Source organism: Variovorax sp. 38R (assembly GCF_014843395.1).
GTDB lineage: Bacteria > Pseudomonadota > Gammaproteobacteria > Burkholderiales > Burkholderiaceae_C > Variovorax > Variovorax paradoxus_H.
Map to the genome: position 1 here is coordinate 144,197 of NZ_CP062121.1, position 24,050 is coordinate 168,246.

Consider the following 24,050-nt stretch of genomic DNA (forward strand, 5'->3'; position numbering starts at 1 on the left):
ATGAACCTCCAGCAACTCGACCACCTGCTCGCGCTCGCCGAAACCGGCTCCTTCAGCCGCGCGTCCGAGAAAGTGCACCTGACGCAGCCGGCGCTCAGCCGCAGCATCCAGATGCTCGAGCAGGAGCTCGGCATGCAGCTCGTCGACCGCATCGGCAAGCGCAACGAGCTCACGCCGTTCGGCGCCATGGTGCTGGCGCGCGCCAAGCGCATCTCGATGGAAACGCACGAGCTCAAGCGCGCCGCCGCGCTGCTGGCCGACGGGCAGGCCGGCTCGGTGCGGCTGGGGCTCGGTGCCGCGCCGGGCGCCCTGTTCTCGTCGCCGTTGCTGATCCACATGCTGCGCCACCACCCGCGCGTGGGCCTGCAACTGCACGGCGGCGGGCCCGACCTGCAACTGGCGGCACTGCGCGCGCGCACGCTCGATGCGCTGGTGCTCACCTACCGCGCGGTGTCACCGCGGGAAGACCTGCACATCGACGTGCTGCCGACGCTGCGCTCCGGCTTCGTCTGCCGGCGTGGCCATCCGCTGCTCGCGAAGGGCCGCGGCACGCCGGTGGGCTTCGACGACCTCGTGCGCTACCCGGTGGTTTCGACGATGGTCAGCGACGACGTGGCGCGCATCCTGGTCGAGCGCTACGGCAGCGACGCGAGCCCGCAGCGCTGGCTGCATGTGTCGTCGGAAGACATCGGCGCGCTGATCGATGCCGTGCGTAACACCGACGCGATCTTCCTGGGCGTGCTCGCGGCCACCCGCGCGCTGCAGGACAGCGGCGAGCTGGCCGAGTTGACGGTGGCGCCCGCGGCGGGGCTCAGCGCGCAGTTCGCCTTCGTCACGCTCGAAGGCCGCACCGAGGCCCCTGCGCTGCGGCTGGTGCGCGATTTCTGCGTCGGGCTCGCGCAGGCCGGTGCTGATCCATCTGCGGCGCCATCGACCTGATCTGCCCGCGCAGCGAGCACCGCAGTTGCGCGCTATGCGTGCTGCTTGCCGAGAAAGCTCGCCATCAGGTCCACCGGCAGCGGAAACACGATGGTCGTGTTCTTGTCCGCGCCGATCACCGTGAGCGTTTCCAGGTAGCGCAACTGGATGGCCTGCGGTTCCTGCGCCAGCACGCGTGCGGCCTGGAACAGCTGCTCGGACGCCTGCAGTTCGCCCTCGGCATGGATCACCTTGGCACGGCGTTCGCGTTCCGCCTCGGCCTGCCGTGCGATGGCACGGATCATGGATTCGGTGAGGTCGATCTGCTTGATCTCGACGTTAGACACCTTGATGCCCCACGACGCTGTCTGCACGTCCAGCGACTCGCGCACATCCAGGTTGAGCTTCTCGCGCTCGGCCAGCATGTCGTCCAGCTGGTGCTTGCCGAGCACCGAGCGCAGCGTGGTCTGGGCCAGCTGGCTGGTCGCGTTGAAGAAGTCCTTGACCTCGATGATGGCTTTGGCCGCATCGACGATGCGGAAATAGACGACCGCGCTGACCTTCACCGACACGTTGTCGCGCGAGATCACGTCCTGCGTCGGCACTTCGAGCACCACGGTACGCAGGTCGACGCGCACCACCTGCTGGATGGCCGGGATCACGAACACCAGCCCGGGCCCCGCCACCTTCGAGAAGCGACCGAGGGTGAACACGATGCCGCGTTCGTACTCCCGGAAAATCCATATCGCCGAAAAGAGCAGCGCCGCCAGCAAGACCAGAGCGATGGCGCCGATGCCATAAGTGAAAGAGAGCATGGTGATCTCCCGCGACTCAGCAAAGGTGCTGGACGGTTGGACACCCGCTGCGGCAGCGGCGTTCCGGCTGGGGCCGGAATAAAGGTCGAAGGTCGGTGCTGCCGCTACACCCACCCCAGCTGCCGCGCCGCCAGCTCTTTCATGATCTCTTCGGCGCCGCCGCCGATCATCATCACCTTGACCTCGCGGTAGACGCGCTCGCTCACCGTGCCGCGCATGAAGCCCATGCCGCCGAGGACCTGCACGGCCTGGTCGGCGCAGAACTGCATGGTTTGCGTCGCGTGGTTCTTGAGCAGGCAGACCTGCGCCACCCACTCGGGCGCGTTGATGCGGCCCGCCGCTTCGTGCGCATCGCCCTCGGCGGACACGGCCTCGAGCCAGGCCTCGGTCGAGGCGATGCGCATCTGCATGTCGACCAGCTTGTGGCGCACCGCCTGGTGCTCGATGAGCGCGGCGCCGAAGGTCTTGCGCTCGCGCGACCAGGCCAGCGCCTCGTCGAGGCAGGCCTGCGCGAAGCCCAGCGCGCCGGCCGCGAGCCCGACGCGCTCGCCGTTGAAGTTGCCCATGACCATGCGGAAACCCGCGCCCTCTTCGCCGAGCAGGTAGCGCGCCGGCACGCGCACGTTGTCGAAGTGCAGCGTGGCGGTGTCGGAGCACAGCCAGCCCATCTTCGCGAGGCGCGTGCGCGAGAGGCCGGGCGCGTCGCCCGGCACCAGCAGCATCGAGAGCCCGCCCGCGCCGCGGCCTTCGCCGGTGCGCACGGCCACGGTGATCCAGTCGGCGCGCATGCCCGAGGTGATGAAGGTCTTCTCGCCGTTGAGCACGTAGTGGTCGCCATCGCGCTTGGCTGTCGTGCGCACCGCCGCCACGTCGGAGCCGCCGCCGGGTTCGGTGATCGCGAGCGCGGCGATCTTCTCGCCGCGCAGCACCGCGGGCACGACCTCGTGGCGCACGGCGTCGCTCGCGTGCAGCACCACGGGCGGCAGGCCGATGTTGTGCGAGAACAGGCTCGCGAGCACGCCGCCGCTCTGGCCGTGGCGCGCGAGCGCGATCCATGCGGGCAGCTTCAGCGCATAGGAGGCGGGCGTGCCGCCGAGTGCTTCCGGGTAGCCCAGGCCCAGCAGGCCCAGTTCGGCCGCGCGGGCATACAGCGCGCGCGGGAATTCGCCGGCCTCGTCCCAGGCCTGCACGTTCGGTGCGATCTCGGTCTGGGCGAAGCGCCGCACCGTGTCGGCGAGCGCCGCACGGTCGGCCTGCAGTTCGGCGTCCATGGTGCGCCGGTCAGCCGCGCGGCGGGCGCTTGGCGATGCCCATGGTCTTGGCGAGGATGCCGAGCATCACCTCGTCGGCGCCGCCGCCGATCGAGCCCAGGCGGCCGTCGCGGTACAGGCGCGACACGCGGTTCTCCAGCGTGAAGCCCATGCCGCCCCAGAACTGCAGGCAGGTGTCGGCCACCTGTCGCGTGAGGCGGCCGGTCTTGAGCTTGGCCATCGATGCGAGTTCGAGCACGTCCTCGCCCTTCACATGCAGGTCGCACGCGCGGTAGGTGAGGGCGCGCAGCGCCTCCACCTCGGTCTTGAGCTCGGCCAGCTTGAACTGCACCCACTGCTGGTCGGCCAGCGTGGCGCCGAACATCTGGCGCTGCTGCGCCCACTCGATGGTCTGCTGGATGCAGTCGTCCATCGGCGCGAGCGAACTGGCGGCGCACCACAGCCGCTCTTCCTGGAACTGCTGCATCTGGTAGGCGAAGCCCTGGCCCTCTTCGCCGATGCGGTAGCGCTGCGGCACGCGCACGTTGTCGAAGTAGATGAGGCCGGTGTCACTCGAGTCCATGCCGATCTTGCGGATCTTCTTGGCCTTCTCGATGCCGGGCAGGTTCATCGGCACCATCACGAGCGACTTGTTGCGGTGCACGGGGCCGTCGCTGGTGTTGACCAGCATGCACATCCAGTCGGCCTGCAAGCTGTTGGTGATCCACATCTTCTGGCCGCTGATGAGGTAGTCGTCGCCGTCCTTGCGCGCGTGGGTCTTCAGGCCCGCCACGTCGCTGCCCGCGCCGGGCTCGCTCACGCCGATGCAGCCGACCGTGTCGCCCGCGATGGCGGGCACCAGGAACTCGCGGCGCAGCTCGTCGCTGCCGAAGCGCGCGAGCGCGGGCGTGCACATGTCGGTCTGCACGCCGATGGCCATCGGCACGCCGCCGCAGCTGATGTGGCCCAGCCCCTCGGCGAAGGCCATCGCATACGAATAGTCGAGCCCGGCGCCGCCGAAGGCCTCGGGCTTGTTCAGGCCCAGCAGGCCGAGGTTGCCGAGCTTCTTGAAGACCTCGTGCGCGGGAAAGATCTCGGCCTCCTCCCATTCGTCGACGTGGGGGTTGATCTCCTCGTCGATGAATCGGCGCAGGGTGTTCTGCATCTCGAGGTGTTCATGGGTGTACTGCATCAGGGGTCTCCGTTGTCCGTTCGTTCGATCGCTCTTTACTTGTCCTGGAACACGCGCGGTGTCTGCGCGAGGTGAAAGCCGTCGTAGGGCCGCACCGCGGGGCGCTGCTGCGCCTGCGCGTCGGGCAGCTCCATCGGCCAGCCCATGCGCGCCTGCGGGCGCGCGCCGTCCACGCGCAGCACGGAGCCGCTGATGAAGGCGGCGGCCGGGCTCAGCAGGAAGGCGATGGCGGCGGAGGTCTCGGCCTCGTTGCCGAAGCGGCCCGCGGGCACGGTCTTGCGCATGGCGCGCAGCATGTGGCCGGCCTCGGGCGGGTAGTGGTCCATGCCGCTGGAGGCGATGTAGCCCGGTGCCACGGCGTTCACGCGCACGCCGCTCACGGCCCATTCGGCAGCGGCGGTCTCGGTGAAGCTCACCATGCCGGCGCGCGCGGCGCCGCTGTGGCCCATGTTCGGCATCGACCCCCAGATGTCGGCCACGATGTTGACGATGGCGCCGCCGTTCGCCTGCATGCTCTGCACGTAGCACTCGCGCGCGACCAGGAAACCGCCCGTGAGGTTGGTGTGGATCACCGCCTCCCAGCCCTTGGCCGAGATGGCGGCCAGCGGCGTGATGTACTGGCCGCCCGCGTTGTTGACCAGCCCGTCGATGCGGCCGTGCGCCGCGACGATGGCCTTCACGGCCTCGCGCACGGCGTCTTCCTGGCGGATGTCGAAGGCCTGCGCGCTGGCGTTGCCGCCGGCCGCTTCGATCTCGGCGCGCACCGCATCGAGCTTCTCGGGCTTGCGGCCGACCAGCACCACGTGGGCGCCGAGCGAGGCCAGTTCGTGCGCGGTGCAGCGGCCGATGCCCGAGCCGCCGCCGGTGACGACGATGCATTGGCCGCCGAACAGGGTGGGCGCGAAGACGGAGCGGTAGTGGGGTGCGTTCATGGAGAAGGGCTCTGGCAAAGGGAAGAAGGCCATCAGGCCTCGGCGATCTCGGCAACGATGTGGCGCGCAGCGACCTGCGCACCCACGGCCACATGCAGTGCCGCGACGCGGCCCGCGCGGGGTGCGCAGTGCACGTGTTCCATCTTCATGGCCTCGAGCGTGACCAGCGGCTGGCCCGCGGCGACGGTGTCGCCCTCGGCGGCCAGCAGCGCGACCACGCGGCCGTTCATCGACGCGCGCAGCAGGCCGTCGCCGCCGCCCGCATCGGCGCGCGCCACGGCCACGTGCGTGAGGTCGTCGAGCTGGAAGGCGCGACCGTCGAAATGGAAGTCCACGCGTTCGGCGCACCGCACGACCCGCGCCTGCGCGGCCACGCCGTCGCAGGCGAAGCGCAGCAGGCCGTCGTCCGCGAGCGCCAGCAAGGCAAGCGACACGGGCGCGGCGTCGTCCAGCACGACCTCGAAGCGCGCCGCGCCGCGCGGCGTCACGCGCGCCGTGTGCACAGTACCGTCGAGTGCGAAGCGCAAGGCGTTGGGCAGCGTGTGCGCCAGCGGCGAGGGCCAGCCGCGCGCGCCGGTCTGCAGCAGCAGGGCGGCGAGCAGGGCGGCGCGCGTGTCGGCCGCAACGTCGGCGGCCAGCAGCGCATCGAGGTGATCGCCGATGAAGGCGGTGGTCGCCTCGCCATTCGCGAACACCGGGTGCGCGAGCGCGCGCTGCAGCAGCGCCTGGTTGGTGGGCAGGCCGAGTGCGACCGTGTCGCGCAGGCCCGCCAGCAGCCGCTGCCGTGCTTCGTCGCGTGTGCGGCCCGAGGCGATGAGCTTGGCGATCATCGAGTCGTAGAAGGGCGGCACTTCGGCGCCATCGCGCAGCGCGTGCTCGGTGCGCAGCGCGGGTGACGTGCGCCATGCGCTCAGCGTGCCGCTCTGCGGCAGGAAGCCCTGCTGCGGGTCTTCGGCGCACAGACGCACCTCGATGGCGTGGCCGGCGATGCGCACGTCGTCCTGCGTGAGCGGCAGCGGCTCGCCGGCCGCCACGCGCAGCTGCAGCTCGACCAGGTCGAGGCCCGTCACCGCTTCGGTCACGGGGTGCTCCACCTGCAGCCGCGTGTTCATTTCCATGAACCAGTACTGGCCTTGCGCGTCGAGCAGGAACTCGAGCGTGCCCGCGCCTTCGTAGGCGATGGCCTTCGCGGCGGCCACGGCGGTGGCGCCCATGCGCGCGCGCAGCGCGGCATCGACGGCCGGCGAGGGCGCTTCCTCGATCACCTTCTGGTGGCGCCGCTGCACCGAGCAGTCGCGCTCGCCGAGGTGGATCGCGTGGCCGTGCCGGTCGGCAAACACCTGGATCTCGATGTGGCGCGGCGCGACGATGGCACGCTCCAGGATCACGGTGGCGTCGCCGAACGCATGCAGCGCTTCGGACTGCGCACTCTGCAGCTGCTCGGCGAAGGCGCTGGCCGACGTCACGAGCCGCATGCCGCGCCCGCCGCCGCCGGCCGTCGCCTTGATCATCACGGGCCAGCCGATGCGCTCGGCCTCGGCGGCCAGCGTGGCGGTGCTTTGGTCGTCGCCCTGGTAGCCGGGAATGCAGGGCACGCCGGCGGCCTGCATCAACCGCTTGGCGCCGGCCTTGTCGCCCATCGCGACGATGGCCTCGGGCGACGGGCCGATGAAGACCAGCCCCGCGTCGCGACAGGCCTGCGCGAACGCGGCGTTCTCGGCGAGGAAGCCGTAGCCCGGATGCACCGCGTCGGCGCCGCTGGCGCGGGCTGCGGCAATGATCGATTCAATGTTCAGGTAGCTCTGTGCGGGCAGCGGCTGGCCGATGCACACGGATTCGTCGGCCTGGCGCACGTGCTCGGCGTTCGCATCGGCGCGGGAGTAGACGGCGACCGTGCGGTAGCCCATGGCGCGCGCGGTGCGCATCACGCGCACGGCGATCTCGCCGCGGTTGGCGATCAGGATTTTTTGGAAAGAACTCATGGCCGTGCCACCGAAAACTGCATGGGTTGCGGTGCGCGTGCCTCGGCGTCGCGGCAGATCGACAACGCCTCGGCCAGCACGGCGCGCGTGTCGCGCGGGTCGATCACGCCGTCGTCGAGCAGCAGCGCGCTGGTGGTGAAGACGCTCATCTGGCGGTCGAAGCGTTCGACGATCTGGCGCTGCATCGCGTCGATCTTGTCGCGGTCAACGGCACCCTTTCGCGCCATGCCGGCTTCCATCACGATGGCCATGGTCTGCGCCGCCTGCTCGCCGCCCATCACGGCGGTGCGCGCGTTGGGCCACGAGAAACAGAAGCGCGGCGCGAAACCGCGTCCGCACATGCCGTAGTTGCCCGCGCCGTACGAGGCGCCGCAATGCAGCGTGATCTGCGGCACGTTGGCATTGGTCACGGCCTGGATCATCTTGGCGCCGTGCTTGATGATGCCGGCCTCCTCGTGCGCGCGCCCCACCATGTAGCCCGTGATGTTCTGCAGGTAGACGATGGGCGTGCGCGACTGGCAGCAGGCCTGGATGAAGTGCGTGGCCTTGGTGGCGCCGTCGGAATCGATGGGGCCGTTGTTGGTGATGATGCCCACCGCGTGGCCTTCGAGGCGGATGTGGCCGCAGACGGTGGCGCTGCCGTAGTGCTCGCTGAAGGCCAGGAACTCGGAGCCGTCGGCGATGCGCGCGATGACCTCGCGCATGTCCACCGGCCGTCGGCCGTCGGCGGGCATGAGGCCCATCAGTTCCTCGGCGTCGTGGCGCGGCGGCGCGAAGGCGCGCGGTGCTTCGTCGCGCGCCCAGTCGATGCCGCCGAGGATGGCGCGCGCGATGCGCAGCGCGTCGCGGTCGTCCTCGGCCAGGTAGTCGCCCAGGCCCGAGATGTGGGTGTGCATGACGGCGCCGCCCAGTTCTTCCTCGGTGGCGATCTCGCCGGTGGCGGCCTTCAGCAGCGGCGGCCCGGCCAGGAAGGCCCGCGTGCGGTCGCGCACCATCACGATGTAGTCCGACAGGCCCGTCTGGTAGGCGCCGCCCGCGGTCGACGAGCCGTGCGTCACGGTCACCACCGGCAGGCCCGCGGCGGAGAGCCGCGCGAGGTTGCGGAAGATGTTGCCGCCGCGCACGAAGTCCTGCACGCGGTACTGCATGAGGTTGGCGCCCGCGCTTTCCACCAGCTGGATGAAGGGCAGCTTGTTCTCCAGCGCGATCTCGTGCAGCCGCAGCTGCTTGTCCAGCCCCATGGGCTGCAGCGCGCCGGCGTCGATGCCGGAGTCGGAGGCGCTGATCATGCAGCGCACGCCCGCCACGCGCCCGATGCCGGCGATCAGGCCACCGCCGGGCACGCTCTTGGTGAGGTCGGGGTTGTCCTGGCCCAGGCCCGCGAGCGAGGCCAGCGGCAGGAAGGGCGCGCCGGTGTCGAGCAGCAGCGCGAGGCGTTCGCGCGGCAGCAGCTGGCCGCGTTTGGCGAAGCGTTCGGCCGAGGCGCTGGAGGCGGCCACGGCGCGGGCTTCGTGCGACCGGACCTGGTCCAGCAGCGACAGCATGCTCGCGCGGTTGGCCTGGTAGGTGTCTGCGGCCGTCTGCAGCCGGGATTCGAGAAAGGGCATGGGGGTCTGTGCGAAGCGCAACGTGTCGTTCGCACAGACTGTAGGAGGCGGGCCCCCGGCCCGCTTGCGCCAACTAGCTGGGGCGCGTACGCGCCGCTTTTAACTGGGACGCACGCGCTGCCGCGCGGCGGTGGCAGGGGCATCGAGGCTGCTGCCCGTGACCACCCAGTAGATGAAGATCAGCACCGCGCCGGCCGTGCCGAACACCGTGAGGCCCATGTAGCTGCCGCCGAGCGTGAGCGCGTCGACCGGGGCTGCGGCCGTGCAGATCATGCTGGCCGCGCTCATGCCCACGTAGTGCATGGTGCAGACCGCCACGCCCATCACCGCAGCAGCGGCCACCTGGTGGCTCAGCTTGCGCAGGTTGAAGGCCAGCCACAGCGCCGCGGCGGCGGCCGTGATGGCGATGACCACCGACAGCGCGACCATGCCGGGGTCGAAGCTCATCGTGGCCCGCATGTTCATCGCGAACATGCCCATGTAGTGCATCACGCACACGCCCAGGCCGGCCAGCAGGCTGCCCGCCAGCCAGCCGGAGCGGCTGAACTTGGCGCGCCCGCCCGCCAGGTACAGCGCAATGCCCGAGATCAGGATGGCCGCCACCAGCGAGACGATGGTGATCGGCATGTTGTACGAGATGCCGAAAGGCAGCCGGTAGGCCAGCATGCCGATGAAGTGCATCGACCAGATGCCGATGCCGCCGAGCGCCACCGCGGCGCAGGCCACGATGGCCAGGTTGGGTTTGCCGTCGGCACCGACCATGCGCCCGGCGCAGATCAGGGCCACCAGCGAGCCGAAGAAGGAAATGACAAACGAAAGTGCAACCAGCCCCAGGGAGTATTCGGGCGATAGCACCTGGCCTACGACGAGCGGAGTCATGCGATGTCCCTTCGGAAAGAGCGCTTCGCAGACCCCCGACTGCCCTATGCGATCGGAACGCTGCGAGGCGTCCCGGCCAGTTTGTAATATATGTTTATAAAAGTAAACAAAGATTTGTACTAATTGTTACCCTGCATAACAGGTCGAATTCGATAGATCGAATTGTTCTTGTCGGCCGACACGTAGACCGTGCCGTCGCGCCCCACGGCCACGCCGGTCACCACGTAAGGCGGCGGCAAGCCGGGCCCGGCGGCCAGGCCAATGGGCAGGTTCTCGGCGACGGTGCGGCGGGTGCCGGTGGCCGGATCGATCTCGACCAGCCGGCGCGCCGCGCTCTCGGCCACGATGAAACTGCCCCACGGCGTCTGGGCCAGGCCTTCGGGCAGCGCCAGCCCGTCGGCCACGGTGCGCAGCGGCGCGCTGGCGTCCAGCGGAATGCGCAGCAGCTTGCCGGCCGCCTCGGTCACGTAGAGCGCGCCGTCCTGACCGACCACCAGTTGCACCGGGCCGTTCAGGCCGCTAGCCAGCACTGACTTCTCTGCAAACTTCGGCCCGCTGGCGCGCGTGATGCTGCCCGTGGCGAGTTCGGCGTAGATCACGCTGCCGTCGGGCATGGGCAACGCGTCGAACGGGGCCTTCAGGCCGTGGATCGTTTCGACGGTCTTCAGGGTCTGTCGGTCGACCAGCTGCACCGAACCCGTGAACCACGAGGTCAACGCGAACAGCTTGGGCGACAGCCCGACCGCGAACGGGTAGTCGAGCTCGGGCTCGCGCTGCATGCGGAACACGTCGCGCACCTCGCCGGTGCGCACGTCGACCTGCCGGAAGCCGAAGACGTCGGCCACCCAGAGGTCGTTGCCGTCGATCTTCAGGCCCGCGGGCACCGCCAGCTTGCCGCTGGTGAGCGTGCGCAGCTCGCCGGTGGCGGGGTTGAAGGCCTGCACCTCGTTGTTGGCCATGTTCGAGACGTAGATCGTCCCGTCCGGTGCGATGGCCAGGTTGTCGAGCGACGGGCGCAGCTGCTTGGCCACGGTCTTCTTGCCGCTCGCAAGATCGACCTTCACCAACTCGCCGCTGCGCGCATCGACCACCCAGAGGTTGCCCTTGCCGTCGAGGTTGGCGGCGGCCGGGATCTTGAAGCCGTCGGCAATCACCGTCATCGCGCCGTCGGCGGGGTTGATTTTCACGACCTGGCCCTTGAACCACAGCGGGCCGTAGAGCAGGCCGTCGGGCCCGACCTCGAAGCCGTTGAAGCCGCCCATGTCCTTCTTGATGAGCCGGGGCGGCTGTTTGCCTTCGCGGTCGATCTCCCACAGCGCATCGCCCAGGAACACCTGCGAGGCGTAGAGCTTGCCGTTCCTGCGATCGAAGTCGAGTGAGTTCAGGCCGGGCAGGTCCTTGGCGAGCACGCGCAGCGGTGCGCTGTCGTTCTCACGGTAGCGCAGCATGCCCATGAGGTAGTTGGTCCAGGCCAGCTCGCCCTTCGGCCCGACCGCGATGTCGTCGGCCTGGCCTTCGGGTGCGTCGATCAGCACCTTGGCGGCGCCGGTCTGGCGGTCGACCTCCCACAGCGTGTTGCCAAGCACGGAGCCCGCGAGCAGCCGGCCCTTGGCATCGATGGCCAGGCCGTGCACGCCCGCGAAGGACGATGGCGCGACGAGCACTTCGGGCGCCGCCCAGGCGGTCGGCCGCTTGGGCGGTGGCGACAGCGAGCTGCAGGCGGCGAGCAGGGCGAGGGCGGCGGTCAGCGCGGCTGCGCGGATCGAACGACGGGGCATGGCGATCTCCTCTGGGTTGCGTTGTGGCCGCAGTCTAGGAGCCAGAGGAGGCCGCGCAGTCGCTCGCGGGACAAGACGCGGACTTTCGTCCGCTGCGGATTACCCGCAGCTTCAGCCTCGCAGCAACTGTGTCGCCGTGTGGATCAGCAGCCCCACGAGCCCGCCCACCAACGTGCCGTTGATGCGGATGAACTGCAGGTCGCGCCCGATGTGGCGCTCGAGTTCGTCGGTCATCTCGTGCGCGTTCCACTCGCCCACGCGCTCCTCGATGTAGCGGCGGATGTCTTCCCGGTAGCGTTCGATGGCCGCCGGCGCGGCCGCTTCGAGCTGCTCGTTGATCCAGGCGCGGATCGCCGCGTTGCTCTGCAGCCGCTGGCCCAACGCACCGGCCATGGTGGCAATGCGCTGGCGGATGGTCGAGTCGGGGCGCCCGAGGTCGTCGTGCAGCCAGCCCAGCAGCTCGCCCCACAGGCCGTGCAGGTAGTCGCCCAGCGCGGGGTGCGCGATGAGCTCGGCGCGGATCTGCTCGCCGCGCTGCTGGAACTCGGGGTCGAGCTTCAGGCGCACCACGAAGTCATCGACGAAATGGTCGAAGCGCTTGCGCATCGGGTGGTCGGGCTCGGCCGCCAGCTCGGCCAGCGTGCGCGCGATGGCGGCCACGATCTTGCGCGTGGCGAGCTTGGCCGCCACCTGGTCCAGGCCGACGTAGCGCAGCGTTTTGATCTCGCGCGCGATGCCTTCGGTGATGTGCGCCTGCACCTCCTCGCCGTCGAGCAGCTCGGCCACCTGCTGCAGCACGTCGTCGAGCAGTGCCTGGTGGCGCCCGCCGGCCGTGAGTGCGTCCAGCGCCTGGCCGGTGAGGCGCGAGAGGTCGATCTTGGCCAGGCCGGCCGCGGCGGCGCGGCCCATGAAGTCGCGCACGCGCTCGTCGTCGAAGGCGGTGAGGCCGTAGCGCGTGGCGGCCACGCCCCATTCGCCAAGCCTCTCGCCGCTGGCGGGCCGGGCCAGCCACTCGGCGATGCGGGCCGCCGCATCGAACTGGCGCAGCTTGGCCAGCACCTGCGCGGTGCTCAGGAAGTTGTCGCAGATGAAGCCCGCGAGCTTGGCGCCGATGCGGTCCTTGTTGCTCGGGATGATCGCCGTGTGCGGGATCGGCAGGCCCAGCGGGTGGCGAAACAGCGCCACCACCGCGAACCAGTCGGCAATGGCGCCGACCATCGCGGCCTCGGCAAAGGCGGCCACGTAACCCCAGGCCGGATGCTGCGAATGCAGCGCGCTCGCCACGGCATAGAGCAGCGCCGCCGCGCACAGCAGGCCGAGCGCGATGCGCTTCATGCGCTGCAGTGCGGCGCTGCTTGGGTCTTCAGCCAATGCTGTGCGAAGTTGCGAGGCGCTCCATGAACAGCTCGCAGCGCGCGAGCTGCTCCAGGCTCACGAACTCGTCGGGCTGGTGCGCCTGCTCGATGCTGCCGGGGCCGCACACCACGGTGGGGATCCCGGCGTTCTTGAACAGGCCCGCTTCGGTGCCGAAGGCCACCAGCGTGGTGCGGTCTTCGCTGGCCAGGCGCTGCGCGAGCAGCGTGACCGGGTCGCCGGCGGCGCCCAGGAAGCTCGGGATCTCGCAGATCGTTTCGAACTTGAAGCCCGCGTCGGGCGCCACTTTTTTCATGGCGGGCTCGATGCTCGCGGCGTAGGCCAGCACGTCGGACTGCATGCGCTTGGCGTCGGCCGTGGGCAGGTCGCGGAATTCGTAGCGGAACTCGGCGTCGCGCGGCACCACGTTGTCGGCAATGCCGCCGTGGAACTGGCCCACGCTGGCGGTGCTGAAGGGCACGTCGAAACCGTCGTAGCGCGGCTCGCTGCGCTCGAAGTCTTCGGCCATGTCGCGCACCTTGCCGATCACGCGCGCGGCCATCTCGATGGCGTTGACCGATTTCGGCGTGAGCGACGAATGCGCCTCCTTGCCGCGCACGCAGCACTTGTAGCGGTACACGCCCTTGTGCGCGATGGCCGGCACCATGCTGGTGGGTTCGCCCACGATGCAGGCCAGCGGCTTGATGCCGGCGTCGCGCATGTCGGCAATGAGTTCGCGCACGCCGAAGCAGCCGATCTCTTCTTCATACGTGAAGGCGAAGTGCACCGCGAAGGGCGCGTCGCCCTCGAGGAAGCGCTGGGCATTGGCCAGCGCGATCGCGATGTAGCTCTTCATGTCGGCCGAGCCGCGGCCGTACAGGCGCTCGTTCTGCACCACGGCCGACAGCGGGTCGACGCTCCAGGCCTGGCCGTCCCAGGGCACCGTGTCGGTGTGGCCCGAGAGGATCACGCCAGCCGGCTTGCCCTCGCCCAGCGTGGCGAACAGGTTCGCCTTGGTGCGCTCGGCGTTGTAGGTGATGCGGCTCTTCACGCCGAGGGCGGCGAGGTGGGCCTGGGCGAAGTCGATCAGCTCGAGGTTGCTGTTTGCGCTCACCGTGTTCATTCGAACCAAGGTTTGCGCCATCAAGAGGCTCTGGGGAGAAAGCGTGTGCTGCATGCAACAGATTGTCCGGGAAGTTGAACGCGCGCGCAGATGGGTACCGGTGTTGTCACGCGCAGCGGGTAGCCTGCTTCTTCTTTTTTCTTTGTTTGGATGGAGATGGTATGGACGCCTCCCCCTAACTGAGCGATTGCGAGCGCTGGGGATGTGGGCAAGGAAGGGGGGCCTCGCAGTCAACGGCATCGAGTGCCAAAGTGGAAGTTCGATCTACCCACTTACAGACGGAGGCCCCGAAATGGATCGTACGACGTATGGCTTGGACATTGCAAAGAACGTGATGCAGCTTCATTGGGTCAATAGCGAGACGGGCGAGATCGGGCGCAGGAAGCTCGGTCGGGCCAAGCTGAGCGAGTTCTTCGCCCAGTTGCAGCCGGCACGCGTGGCGATGGAGGCGTGCGGCAGCGCGCACCACTGGGCGCGCGAGTTGGGTGCTCTGGGACATCAGGTGGAGTTGTTGCCGGCACGCCAGGTACGTGCATTTGTGCGCGGCAACAAAGACGACGCAGCCGATGCCCGAGCGATCTGGCTGGCCGCGCAGCACTCGGACATTCGCCGCGCACCGGTCAAGAGCAAGGAGCAGCAGGCGGTGATGTCGCTGCATCGAGTGCGCTCGCACTGGGTGAGCGTGCGCACGGCCACGCTCAACATGCTGCGAGGCTTGCTGTACGAATTTGGCGTGGTGCTGCCAGGCGGCAAGAAGGCCGGACTAAAGACGATCGCAGTCAAGCGCGCCGATATTGACGACAAGCTGCCGCCGTTGATGCGTGGGCTGGTCGACCTGCAGCTCGAAGCGCTCAAAGGAGTCGAGCGCAGCATCGATCAGCTCGAAACCGAGATCGCCGGGCAGCAGCGCCAGTTGGACAAGGCGCGCACGCTGCGCGAGGTGCCGGGCATCGGCGTGCTCGGTGCAACGGCGCTGGCCGCAACGCTGGTGACGCCAGCGGCTGGCGCTCGGGACGGAGTTCGCAGCCAGCCTGGGGCTGGTGCCTGCGCACAGCGGCACGGGCGGCAAGACCCGCATCGGGCACCTGAGCAAGCGCGGCGACCCCTACCTGCGGACATTGCTCATCCACGGTGCGCGTGCGGTGATCACGCACGCCAAGGACATGCCCACGTGGCTGGAGGAACTGCTGCGACGCCGGCCGCTGAATGTGGCGGTGGTGGCGTTGGCCAACAAGATGGCTCGCACGGCCTGGGCGCTGGTGGCGCACGGGCGGGCGTACCAATCGGAGTGGAAAAGCACTCCACCAAGTGGCTGCGGCGCGCGAGCGCAGGCGGCTTAGCAACAACCTGAGACAACAACCACAGGAGTGGAAGCCGCAAAGAGTGCGTGAGTCGAGTCGATGAAGTGATGGTGAAGCGGTCGGACCGCGGGTCGGGTAAAGCTGAATGTTGTCTCGGGCAAGCCCTCGCGCGAAGCCCGCGATGGAGATGAGCACCGACCCCGCGCATGACCATCAAGGCCAGCGGGCGGACTTCGGTCCGATCTGCACAAACAGGCCGGATATAAGACCGCAGTCATTACCGCCAGCCGGAACTTCAAGAACTCGCTTGCCACACGGGAGGCGTCCATATAAGACAACATGCGCATGTCCCTGCAGATCACCCTGACCGCCGCGGCCGTCCTGAGCCTGGCCGCCTGCGGCACCACCGGCCCGTCGGCGAACCAGCTGCTCACGCTGGACGGCCAGCCGCCGCTGGTCATTGCCCACCGCGGCGCCTCGGGCTACCTGCCGGAACAGACGCTGGAGTCGTACGCGCGCGCCATCGAACTGGGCGCCGACGTCATCGAGATGGACCTGGTCTCCACCAAGGACGGCGTGCTCATCGCCCGCCACGACCCCAACCTGGCGATCAGCACCGACGTGGCCAAGCACGCACGCTTTGCCTCGCGCAAGAAGACCATCCAGGTCGACGGCGAAACCCAGACCGGCTGGTTCAGCAACGACTTCACGCTGGCCGAGATCAAGACCCTGGGCGGCATCTCGACCGACCCCGAGCGCCCGCAGGAATTCAACGGCAAGTTCAAGATCCCGACCTTCCAGGAGATCATCGATTTCGCCAAGGCCAAGTCGAAGGAAACCGGCCGCACCATCGCGATCTACCCGGAAACCAAGAACCCGACCTACTTCCGCGACCTGGGCATGCCCATGGAAGACAAGGTCATCGCCGCCATCAACGCCGCCGGCTGGAACAGCAAGACCGCGCCCATCTACGTGCAGTCGTTCGAGCCCGGCAGCCTCAAGTACATGAAGAGCAAGGGCCTGAACACCCGGCTCATCCAGTTGATCGACGGCGACGGCATCGACATGAAGACCGGCGCCATGACCTACGCCGTGCCCGTCGACCGCCCCTACGAGTGGACCAAGGCCGGCGACAAGCGCAACTTCGACGTCATGGTCACGCCCGCCGGGCTGGCCGAGATCAAGACCTATGCCGACGGCATCGGCCCCTGGAAGCGCTACATCGTGAGCGTCAAGGGCACGGTCGGCGCCGACGGCAAGGTGGTGGACGTCAACAAGGACGGCAAGATCAACGACACCGACGCCACCTCGACGGCCCCCACCACGCTGATCGCCGACGCCCACAAGGCGGGCCTGTTCGTTCACCCTTTCACGTTCCGTAACGAGTCGCGCCGGCTGGCGTCCGACTACAACAAGGACGGCAAGAACGAATACGCGGTCTATTACAAGCTCGGCGTCGATGGCGTTTTCACCGACTTCACCGACACCGCGCGGGCTGCGCGAACCGACTACCTGAAGAGCATCGGCCGCTGAGGGTTTGCCCGGCACGGTCTTTGCGGCGCATTCCGCAAAGCCTAGACTGTGTCCTATGAAACTCATCGACTCGCTCGTCACGCAGGCGGCCGGCATCGCGGCCGTCCGGCGTGACCTTCATGCCCACCCTGAACTCTGTTTCGAAGAAGTCCGCACCGCCGACGTGGTGGCAGGCAAGCTCACCGAGTGGGGCATCCCCATCCACCGCGGCCTGGGCACCACGGGCGTGGTGGGCATCGTCAAGAACGGCACCAGCAACCGCGCCGTCGGCCTGCGCGCCGACATGGACGCGCTGCCCGTCACCGAGCTCAACACCTTCGCCCACGCCAGCCAGCACCACGGCAAGATGCACGCCTGCGGCCACGACGGCCACACGGCGATGCTCCTCGCTGCAGCGCAGCACCTGGCCAAGCACCGCAACTTCGACGGCACCGTCTACCTGATCTTCCAGCCGGCCGAAGAAGGCGGCGGCGGCGCGCGCGAGATGATCAAGGAAGGGCTCTTCGAGCAGTTCCCCATGGACGCCGTGTTCGGCATGCACAACTGGCCCGGCATGAAGGCCGGCCAGTTCGCCGTGAGCCCCGGCCCGGTGATGGCCTCGGGCAACAAGTTCCACGTCAACGTGGTCGGCAAGGGCGGCCATGCCGCGCTGCCGCAGACCGGCATCGACCCGGTGCCGATCGCCTGCGAGATCGTGCAGGCCTTCCAGACCATCCTCACGCGCAAGATGAAGCCGACCGATTCGGCGGTGATCTCGGTCACCACCATCCACGCCGGTGAAACCAACAACGTGATCCCCGACAACTGCGAGCTGTCGGGCACCGTGCGCACCTTCTCCCTCGAAGTGCTCGACATGATCGAGGCCAAGATGCAGCAGATCAGCGAGCACATCTGCGCCGCGCACGACGCCACCTGCGAGTTCCGCTTCGAGCGCTACTACCCGCCGACCATCAACACCGAGGCTGAGGCCAACTTTGCGCGCCGCGTGATGGGCGACATCGTCGGCCCCGAGAACGTGCTCAAGCAGGAGGCCGCCATGACCTCGGAAGACTTCGCCTTCATGCTGCAGGCCAAGCCCGGCGCCTACGCCTTCATCGGCAACGGCGACGGCGCGCACCGCGACGTGCACCACGGCGAAGGCCCATGCACGCTGCACAACGCGAGCTACGACTTCAACGACGACCTCATTCCGCTGGGCGCCACCTGCTGGGTGCAGATCGCCGAGCAGTTCCTCAAGCCCGGCAGCAGCGGCGGCAACGTTTCATGATCGGCATCGGCGAGGCCTTTTCGCCGCGCTACGCCCAAGCGCGGCAGAAGTTCCTGCAGGGCTGCGTCAGCGCCGGCCTCACGGTCGAACCGCACGCGCACCCGCTCAAGGGCCGCGACGGCGAAGAGCTGTCGATGGACGTGGCGCTCGATGGCGACGCCAATGCCGAGCGGCTGCTCGTCGTCACCAGCGCCTGCCATGGCGTCGAAGGCCACTGCGGCAGCGGCGTGCAGGTGTTCGCGCTGCACGATGCCGAGTGGCGCGAGAAGGCCAAGGCGCAGGGCGTGGCCGTGCTGTACGTGCATGCGCTGAACCCGCACGGCTTTTCGTACGGCCGCCGCGTGACGCACGAGAACGTCGACCTGAACCGCAATTTCCTCGACTTTTCGAAGCCCGTGCCGGTCAACGAGCCCTACGCCAAGCTGCATCCGCTGCTGCTGCCCGACACCTGGCCGCCGACGCCGGACAACCAGGCCGCGATCGACAAGTGGATCGAGAAGCACGGCGCCACGGCCTACCAGGCGGCGGTGACCAGCGGCCAGTACCAGTTCGACGATGGCTTGTTCTTCGGCGGCAAGGCGCCCACGTGGAGCAACAAGACCATCCGCAGCGTGCTCCGTCGCCATGCAGGCAACGCCAAGCGCCTCGCCTGGATCGACCTGCACACAGGCCTCGGCCCCAACGGCCTGGGCGAGCGCATCTTTGCCTGCCGCGACGACAAGGTCGCCTACGCCCGCGCCAACGCATGGTGGGGCACGCCCGCCGCGCCCGTCACCTCGATCTACGACGGTTCCTCGACCTCGGCGCTGCTGCGCGGGCTGATGTGGGACGTCGTGTACGAAGAGTGCCCGCAAGCCGAGTACACCGGCATCGCGCTCGAATACGGCACGCTGCCAATCCTCGAAGTGACCGGCGCGCTGCGCGCCGACCACTGGCTGCACAAGCACCCCGACGCACCGGCCGACCTGGCCGATGGCATCCGCGCACGCATGGTGGAGGCGTTCTATACAGACAGCGACGCCTGGCGCGGCCAGATCGTGAGCCAGGCGCGGCAGGCGATGTTCCAGGCGGTGGACGGGCTCAGCGCCTGAACCGTTTTGGCGTGCGCTCTGGCGTGCTCACGCCGACGGGGTACCTTGTTCCGCGAATGTCCTCCGCCCTTCGGGCTCCCCCTTGATTTCGCTGCGCAAGGCACCCCATCGACGTGAGCGTTGGGCAGTGCGGCTGTTGATCGGCCCGCACAACGACAGCGCTCAGCGGGCGCAGGACACTGGGTGCTTCCCGCAGCGAAATCAAGGAGGGCGAAGCCCGGGGGACATTCGCGGAGGGAAGTACCCGGTGGCCTGTGCACGCGCCCTGAAACAAGCCAGACCTTAAGTCCGCACCCGCCCATCCGCCGTCAGCATCGACAGCTCGACAAACCGCGAAGCCACATGGCTCTTCGGCGAGAACGACACCTCGAAGCCGCCGAACTGCTGCCGCTCGATGCTTTCCAGCCCCGCGATCAGCCCTTCGCGCGTGCCCTTGCCGCCCGGTGCGCGGCGCAGGCCCTCGGTCAGCACCTTCGCGGCCAGGTAGCCTTCCATGCTCGAGAAATTGGCACTCGCACCGCCGCCCGCCTTGCGCACCGCCTCGGTGAACTCGCGGGCCAGCGCATTGGCCTGGTTGTAGGGCGACGGCACCACCTGCGTGACCATCACGCCCGCCGCCTCCTTGCCCAGCTCGTCCGCCAGCGCCTGCGTGCCCACGAACGAGAGGTTGAAGAACACACCACCGTAACCTGCCTTGCGCGCCTCGCGGATGAACGCCGCGCAGGCCTTGTAGGCACCGACCTGGACCACCGCCGCCGGCTGGCTCGCCACGATCGTCTTCACCGCGGCGGCCACGTCGGCCGAGTTGCGCTCCACCGTGGCCAGCGCCACGGGCTTGAGTTCCTGCTGGGCCAGTGCCAGCGTCACGCCGTCAAGGCCGGCCTTGCCGTAGGCGTCGTTCTGGTAGAAGACCGCGATCTTCTTCATGCCCAGGTGGGTGAGCTGTTTCACCATCAATGCCGTCTCGTCGTTGTACGAAGCGCGCAGATGGAATACGTTGCGATGAAACGGCTCGCGCAGCGACATGGCGCCCGTGAACGGCGCGATGAACGGCACCTTGTCCTTCACCGCCAGCGGCAGCGCGGCCAGGCTGGTCGGCGTGCCGATGTAGCCGAACAGCGCGAACACGTCTTCCTCGATCAGCTTCTGTGTGTTGGCCGCGCAGCGATCGGGCTCATAGCCGTCGTCGAGGTTCTTGATCACCACGTTGCGGCGGCCCGGCTGGGCGTTGTATGGGTCCAGGAACAGCTTGGCGCCCTGGTGGAACTGGATGCCCAACTGCGCAGCGGGCCCCGTGAACGGCGCCGACTGGCCCAGCACCAGTGGCGTTTCGCTCTGCGCCCGGGCGATGCCGAAGCCGCCCAGCGTGGCGGCGGCCGCCGTGGCGATCGAAAAATGCCTGCGATTCAGATGCATCGTCATGGTGAAATCTTCCCTCTGCCCAGTGTGTTGATACTCAAATTAGACTTGTTCGATGGCCCACGCAACGGATTCCCTCCTCGACACGCCCGACGCCACCGCACCCTCCACGGTGCTCGGCGCCTGCCCCCACGATTGCCCCGACACCTGCGCGCTCGTCACCACCGTCAAGGACGGCGTGGCGGTGAAGCTGCAAGGCAACCCCGCCCACTCGCACACCGGCGGCGTGCTGTGCACCAAGGTGTCCCGCTACATCGAACGCAATGACCATGCCGAGCGGCTGGTGCAGCCCCTGAAACGCGTGGGACCCAAGGGCAGCGGCCATTTCGAGCCCGTCTCGTGGGGGGCAGCATTGGACGACATCGCCGCGCATCTTCAGGGTTTGCAGGCCGAACCGGAAGCAATTCTCCCCTACAGCTATGCGGGCACCATGGGCCTCGTGCAGGGCGAATCGATGGACCGGCGCTTCTTCCACAAGCTCGGCGCCTCGCTGCTGGACCGCACCATCTGCTCGATGGCGGGCGGCGAAGCGATGGTCTACACGCTGGGCGCCAAGGTCGGCATGCGCATCGAGTGCTTCGCCGAGGCCAAGCTCATCCTCATATGGGGCAGCAACTCCATCGCCAGCAACCTGCACTTCTGGCGCCACGCCCAGGCTGCCAAGCGCGCCGGCGCGCGGCTGGTGTGCATCGACCCGCGCAAGACCGAAACCGCCGACAAGTGCGACGAGCACATCGCGCTGCTGCCCGGCACCGACGCCGCGCTGGCACTGGCGCTCATGCACGAACTCATCGTGCACGACTGGCTCGACCACGACTACATCGCGAACCACACGCTGGGCTGGGAGCAGCTGCGCGAGCGCGCGCTGCAGTGGCCACCGTCGCGCGCGGCCGAGGTCTGCGGCATTCCCGAAGCACAGATCGTGGCGCTGGCCCAGGCCTACGGCACGACCAAGCCGGCCGCGATCCGCCTGAACTACGGCATGCAGCGCGTGCGCGGCGGCGGCAACGCGGCACGCGCCATCGCCTGCCTGCCGTCGCTGGTCGGCGCCTGGCGCGACCGCGCGGGCGGCCTGCTGCTCAGCAGCTCGGGCCACTACCCGGTCGACCGCGCCGCGCTGCAGCGCCCCGATCTGCTGGCCGGGCGCAAGCCGCGCACCATCAACATGAGCACCATCGGCGATGCGCTGCTCGACACCGCGAAGCCCGTGAAGGCCGTCGTGGTCTACAACAGCAACCCCGTGGCGGTGGCGCCCGAGTCGGCCAAGGTGGTGGCGGGCTTTGCGCGCGAAGACCTGTTCACCGTGGTGCTTGAGCAGTTCCGCACCGACACCGCCGACTACGCCGACTACCTGCTGCCCGCCACCACGCAGCTCGAGCACTGGGACATCCACTGCAGCTACGGCCACACCGACGTGCTGCTGAACCAGCCGGCCGTTGCGCCGCGCGGCGAGGCCCGCAGCAACGCCTGGGTGTTCCGCGAACTCGCGCGCCGCATGGGCTTCGACGAGCCCTGCTTTGCCGAAAGCGACGAGTCGCTGTGCCGCACCGCCTTTGCCGAGAATGCGATCGACTTCGACCAGCTGCGCGCGCAGGGCTTCACCAGCCTGAAGCTGGCCGAGGCGCCGTTCGCCGAAGGCAAATTTCCCACGCCTTCGGGCCGCTGCGAGTTCTTCAGCGAGCGCCTGCAGGCCATGGGCATCGACGGCCTGCCCGACCATGTGCCCAACTGGGAACCGGCCGGCAGCTCGACCGAATTCCCGCTGGCGATGATCTCGCCGCCGGCGCGCAATTTTCTCAACTCGACCTTCGTCAACGTGATCAGCCTGCGCGCCATCGAGGTCGAGCCGCTGCTCGAGATCCACGCCGACGATGCCGCCGCGCGCGGCATCGAGGACGGCGCCACGGTGCGCGTGTTCAACCAGCGCGGCGAGCACCGCTGCCGCGCCGAGGTGTCGCGCCGCGCGCGCCGCGGCGTGGTGCACGGCATGGGCATCTGGTGGCGCAAGCTCGGCATGGATGGCACCAACGTCAACGAGCTGACCAGCCAGCGCCTCACCGACATCGGCCGCGGCCCGACCTTCTACGACTGCCTGGTGCAGGTCGAAAAGGCGTGATGCGGCCGCTGCGTGCGCCTGCGCTGGCGGTACTGGCACTTGCCGGCGCGTTCTTTCTCTCCGGCTGCGCCGACCTCGGCTACTACTGGCAATCGGCCAATGGCCACCTCGACATCCTGCGCGCGGCCAAGCCCGTGCCCGAATGGCTGGCCGATCCGGCCGTGGGGGCGCCGCTCAAGGCCAAGCTCGAACTCGCGCAGCGCATCCGCCGCTTCGCGTCGAGCGAACTCGGCCTGCCCGACAACGCCAGCTACACCTCGTATGCCGACCTGCACCGCCCCGCCGCCGTGTGGAACGTGGTCGCCGCACCGCCGTACTCGCTCACGCTGAAGAGCTGGTGCTTCCCGGTCGCGGGTTGCGTGGGCTACCGCGGCTACTACGACGAGGCCGCCGCGAAAACCGAGGCCGAGGCGCAGAAGACCAACGGCCTCGAAGTGGCCGTGTACCCCGTGCCCGCCTACTCCACGTTGGGCTGGATGAACTGGGCCGGCGGCGATCCGCTGCTGTCCACCTTCATCGGCTACCCCGAAGGCGAACTGGCGCGCCTTGTGTTCCACGAGCTGGCGCATCAGGTGCTCTATGTGTCGGGCGACACGGTGTTCAACGAGTCGTACGCCACGGCCGTCGAGCGCATCGGCGGCGCGATGTGGCTGCAGCGCGAAGCCGGCGAGGCGGCGCGCGCCGAATACGCGCAGTTCAATGCGCAGCGGCAGGACTTTCGCGCGCTCGCGCTCAACACGCGCCGCGCGCTCACGCAGGTGTACGAATCGCCCGAAGCCAAGGCCAAGGACTGGACGAAGGTCGAGGCGCAGAAGCAGGCCGCCATGGCCGACTTCCGCGAGCGCTATGCCGCGCTGAAGACGGGCTGGACCGGTCCGCGCCAGAACGCTTACGACGGTTGGGTGGCGCGCGCCAACAACGCGGCCTTCGGTGCGCAGGGCGCGTACGACGACCTGGTGCCCAGCTTCGAGGCGCTGTTCGAACGCGAGGGCCGCGACTGGCCGCGCTTTTACACTGCGGTGCGGCGCATTGCCGCGCTGCCCACGACGGAAGAGCGCCGCAGCGCCCTGCAGGCCGCCACGGGTATCCTGCACACCCACGCGCGCCAAGGCCGCACACACGACGACAACGGAGACCACGGTGCCTGACATCCAAATCGAACGCAACCACACGCTGGGCATTGCCGGCGCCCGCGAAGTCGCGCGCCAATGGGTGCATCAGGTCGAGCAGGACTACGGTCTCGAATGCACCTACACCGAGGGCACCGACTGCGATGTCGCCGAGTTCAGCCGCGCGGGCATCGACGGCACGGTGGAGGTCACGGCCGACACCTTCCGGCTCGAAGCGACGCTGGGTTTCCTGTTCAGCAGCTTCAGCGACCAGATCGAGCAGAAGATCGCGCGCAACCTCGACGCGCTGCTCGAAGCGCCGCAGGGCGGTAGCCGCTTCGCCTGAGGCGCGGCGCTTCTTCCGGGCGGCACGGCACACTCGGAA

The 24,050-nt window shown here is 68.6% G+C and carries 18 protein-coding genes and 1 pseudogene; 8 read left to right on the forward strand and 11 right to left on the reverse strand.

The genetic code is table 11. The features are described from left to right. A complete protein-coding gene (locus IG196_RS00660; RefSeq protein ID WP_159278838.1) occupies positions 1–939 on the forward strand; it encodes a LysR family transcriptional regulator in 939 nt (312 codons plus the stop codon). Between the two features lie 32 nt (positions 940–971). Here the strand turns inward: IG196_RS00660 and IG196_RS00665 are convergent, their stop codons facing one another. The 10 genes from IG196_RS00665 to argE form a co-directional block, all read right to left on the reverse strand. Then, on the reverse strand, positions 972–1,733 hold the full coding sequence (locus IG196_RS00665; protein ID WP_192194528.1) for a slipin family protein: 762 nt from the start codon (positions 1,731–1,733) through the stop codon (positions 972–974). Positions 1,734–1,837: 104 nt separating this feature from the next. Next, the gene (locus IG196_RS00670; RefSeq protein ID WP_192194529.1) at positions 1,838–3,004 is read right to left on the reverse strand and encodes an acyl-CoA dehydrogenase family protein; all 1,167 of its coding nucleotides are present in this window, start codon (positions 3,002–3,004) and stop codon (positions 1,838–1,840) included. Between the two features lie 10 nt (positions 3,005–3,014). Then, on the reverse strand, positions 3,015–4,175 hold the full coding sequence (locus IG196_RS00675) for an acyl-CoA dehydrogenase family protein (RefSeq protein ID WP_192194530.1): 1,161 nt from the start codon (positions 4,173–4,175) through the stop codon (positions 3,015–3,017). A 35-nt stretch (positions 4,176–4,210) separates the two neighbouring features. Continuing rightward, positions 4,211–5,107, reverse strand: coding sequence for an SDR family oxidoreductase (locus IG196_RS00680; RefSeq protein WP_192194531.1), 897 nt, complete (start codon positions 5,105–5,107; stop codon positions 4,211–4,213). A gap of 32 nt (positions 5,108–5,139) precedes the next feature. Beyond that, positions 5,140–7,089 carry an acetyl/propionyl/methylcrotonyl-CoA carboxylase subunit alpha gene (locus tag IG196_RS00685; protein WP_192194532.1) on the reverse strand — a complete coding sequence of 650 codons (1,950 nt, stop codon included), beginning with the start codon at positions 7,087–7,089 and terminating at the stop codon, positions 5,140–5,142. Beyond that, positions 7,086–8,696, reverse strand: coding sequence for an acyl-CoA carboxylase subunit beta (locus IG196_RS00690; RefSeq protein ID WP_192194533.1), 1,611 nt, complete (start codon positions 8,694–8,696; stop codon positions 7,086–7,088). The genes IG196_RS00685 and IG196_RS00690 overlap by 4 nt, the downstream gene beginning before the upstream one ends. Before the next feature lie 99 nt (positions 8,697–8,795). Further along, positions 8,796–9,575 carry an MHYT domain-containing protein gene (locus tag IG196_RS00695; protein WP_192194534.1) on the reverse strand — a complete coding sequence of 260 codons (780 nt, stop codon included), beginning with the start codon at positions 9,573–9,575 and terminating at the stop codon, positions 8,796–8,798. Between the two features lie 119 nt (positions 9,576–9,694). Then, a complete protein-coding gene (locus tag IG196_RS00700; RefSeq protein ID WP_192194535.1) occupies positions 9,695–11,353 on the reverse strand; it encodes a hypothetical protein in 1,659 nt (552 codons plus the stop codon). A 111-nt stretch (positions 11,354–11,464) separates the two neighbouring features. Beyond that, a complete protein-coding gene (locus tag IG196_RS00705) occupies positions 11,465–12,724 on the reverse strand; it encodes a DUF445 domain-containing protein (protein WP_225616876.1) in 1,260 nt (419 codons plus the stop codon). Beyond that, a complete protein-coding gene (gene argE, locus IG196_RS00710) occupies positions 12,717–13,883 on the reverse strand; it encodes an acetylornithine deacetylase (protein WP_095743248.1) in 1,167 nt (388 codons plus the stop codon). Before argE ends, IG196_RS00705 begins: the two co-directional genes overlap by 8 nt. Before the next feature lie 238 nt (positions 13,884–14,121). Here argE and IG196_RS00715 point away from each other — a divergent pair. The 4 genes and pseudogenes from IG196_RS00715 (at position 14,122) to IG196_RS00730 (ending at position 19,021) form a co-directional block, all read left to right on the forward strand. Beyond that, positions 14,122–15,169 (forward strand): annotated as a pseudogene (locus IG196_RS00715) (IS110 family transposase). A 300-nt stretch (positions 15,170–15,469) separates the two neighbouring features. Beyond that, positions 15,470–16,663, forward strand: a complete 1,194-nt coding sequence (locus IG196_RS00720) for a glycerophosphodiester phosphodiesterase (protein WP_192194536.1) — start codon at positions 15,470–15,472, stop codon at positions 16,661–16,663. 55 nt (positions 16,664–16,718) lie between these two features. Then, positions 16,719–17,930, forward strand: coding sequence for a M20 aminoacylase family protein (locus tag IG196_RS00725; RefSeq protein WP_192194537.1), 1,212 nt, complete (start codon positions 16,719–16,721; stop codon positions 17,928–17,930). Next, positions 17,927–19,021 carry a M14 family metallopeptidase gene (locus IG196_RS00730; RefSeq protein WP_192194538.1) on the forward strand — a complete coding sequence of 365 codons (1,095 nt, stop codon included), beginning with the start codon at positions 17,927–17,929 and terminating at the stop codon, positions 19,019–19,021. Before IG196_RS00725 ends, IG196_RS00730 begins: the two co-directional genes overlap by 4 nt. 282 nt (positions 19,022–19,303) lie before the next feature. Here the strand turns inward: IG196_RS00730 and IG196_RS00735 are convergent, their stop codons facing one another. Then, entirely contained in the window at positions 19,304–20,437 is a 1,134-nt protein-coding gene (locus IG196_RS00735; protein ID WP_192196880.1) for an ABC transporter substrate-binding protein, read from the reverse strand. Positions 20,438–20,495: 58 nt separating this feature from the next. Between IG196_RS00735 and IG196_RS00740 the strand changes: the two genes are divergently transcribed. Genes IG196_RS00740 through IG196_RS00750 form a run of 3 tightly spaced genes read left to right on the forward strand, consistent with a single transcriptional unit; the run spans position 20,496 to position 24,011 of the window. After that, the gene (locus tag IG196_RS00740; protein ID WP_192194539.1) at positions 20,496–22,556 is read left to right on the forward strand and encodes a molybdopterin-dependent oxidoreductase; all 2,061 of its coding nucleotides are present in this window, start codon (positions 20,496–20,498) and stop codon (positions 22,554–22,556) included. Further along, on the forward strand, positions 22,556–23,704 hold the full coding sequence (locus tag IG196_RS00745) for an aminopeptidase (protein WP_192194540.1): 1,149 nt from the start codon (positions 22,556–22,558) through the stop codon (positions 23,702–23,704). Before IG196_RS00740 ends, IG196_RS00745 begins: the two co-directional genes overlap by 1 nt. Beyond that, positions 23,697–24,011, forward strand: coding sequence for a polyhydroxyalkanoic acid system family protein (locus IG196_RS00750; protein ID WP_192194541.1), 315 nt, complete (start codon positions 23,697–23,699; stop codon positions 24,009–24,011). Before IG196_RS00745 ends, IG196_RS00750 begins: the two co-directional genes overlap by 8 nt. The last annotated feature ends 39 nt before the right edge of the window (positions 24,012–24,050 follow it).

What these genes read in the sequence shown, in the direction of transcription:
- IG196_RS00725 (WP_192194537.1), top strand. Translation starts at nt 16,719, where the DNA reads ATGAAACTCATCGACTCGCTCGTCACGCAGGCGGCCGGCATCGCGGCC.
- IG196_RS00735 (WP_192196880.1), bottom strand. Translation starts at nt 20,437, where the DNA reads ATGCATCTGAATCGCAGGCATTTTTCGATCGCCACGGCGGCCGCCGCC.
- IG196_RS00745 (WP_192194540.1), top strand. Translation starts at nt 22,556, where the DNA reads ATGCGGCCGCTGCGTGCGCCTGCGCTGGCGGTACTGGCACTTGCCGGC.
- IG196_RS00670 (WP_192194529.1), bottom strand. Translation starts at nt 3,004, where the DNA reads ATGGACGCCGAACTGCAGGCCGACCGTGCGGCGCTCGCCGACACGGTG.
- IG196_RS00685 (WP_192194532.1), bottom strand. Translation starts at nt 7,089, where the DNA reads ATGAGTTCTTTCCAAAAAATCCTGATCGCCAACCGCGGCGAGATCGCC.
- IG196_RS00700 (WP_192194535.1), bottom strand. Translation starts at nt 11,353, where the DNA reads ATGCCCCGTCGTTCGATCCGCGCAGCCGCGCTGACCGCCGCCCTCGCC.
- IG196_RS00680 (WP_192194531.1), bottom strand. Translation starts at nt 5,107, where the DNA reads ATGAACGCACCCCACTACCGCTCCGTCTTCGCGCCCACCCTGTTCGGC.
- IG196_RS00665 (WP_192194528.1), bottom strand. Translation starts at nt 1,733, where the DNA reads ATGCTCTCTTTCACTTATGGCATCGGCGCCATCGCTCTGGTCTTGCTG.
- IG196_RS00695 (WP_192194534.1), bottom strand. Translation starts at nt 9,575, where the DNA reads ATGACTCCGCTCGTCGTAGGCCAGGTGCTATCGCCCGAATACTCCCTG.
- IG196_RS00720 (WP_192194536.1), top strand. Translation starts at nt 15,470, where the DNA reads ATGCGCATGTCCCTGCAGATCACCCTGACCGCCGCGGCCGTCCTGAGC.
- IG196_RS00660 (WP_159278838.1), top strand. Translation starts at nt 1, where the DNA reads ATGAACCTCCAGCAACTCGACCACCTGCTCGCGCTCGCCGAAACCGGC.
- IG196_RS00690 (WP_192194533.1), bottom strand. Translation starts at nt 8,696, where the DNA reads ATGCCCTTTCTCGAATCCCGGCTGCAGACGGCCGCAGACACCTACCAG.
- IG196_RS00730 (WP_192194538.1), top strand. Translation starts at nt 17,927, where the DNA reads ATGATCGGCATCGGCGAGGCCTTTTCGCCGCGCTACGCCCAAGCGCGG.
- argE (WP_095743248.1), bottom strand. Translation starts at nt 13,883, where the DNA reads ATGCAGCACACGCTTTCTCCCCAGAGCCTCTTGATGGCGCAAACCTTG.
- IG196_RS00675 (WP_192194530.1), bottom strand. Translation starts at nt 4,175, where the DNA reads ATGCAGTACACCCATGAACACCTCGAGATGCAGAACACCCTGCGCCGA.
- IG196_RS00740 (WP_192194539.1), top strand. Translation starts at nt 20,496, where the DNA reads ATGGCCCACGCAACGGATTCCCTCCTCGACACGCCCGACGCCACCGCA.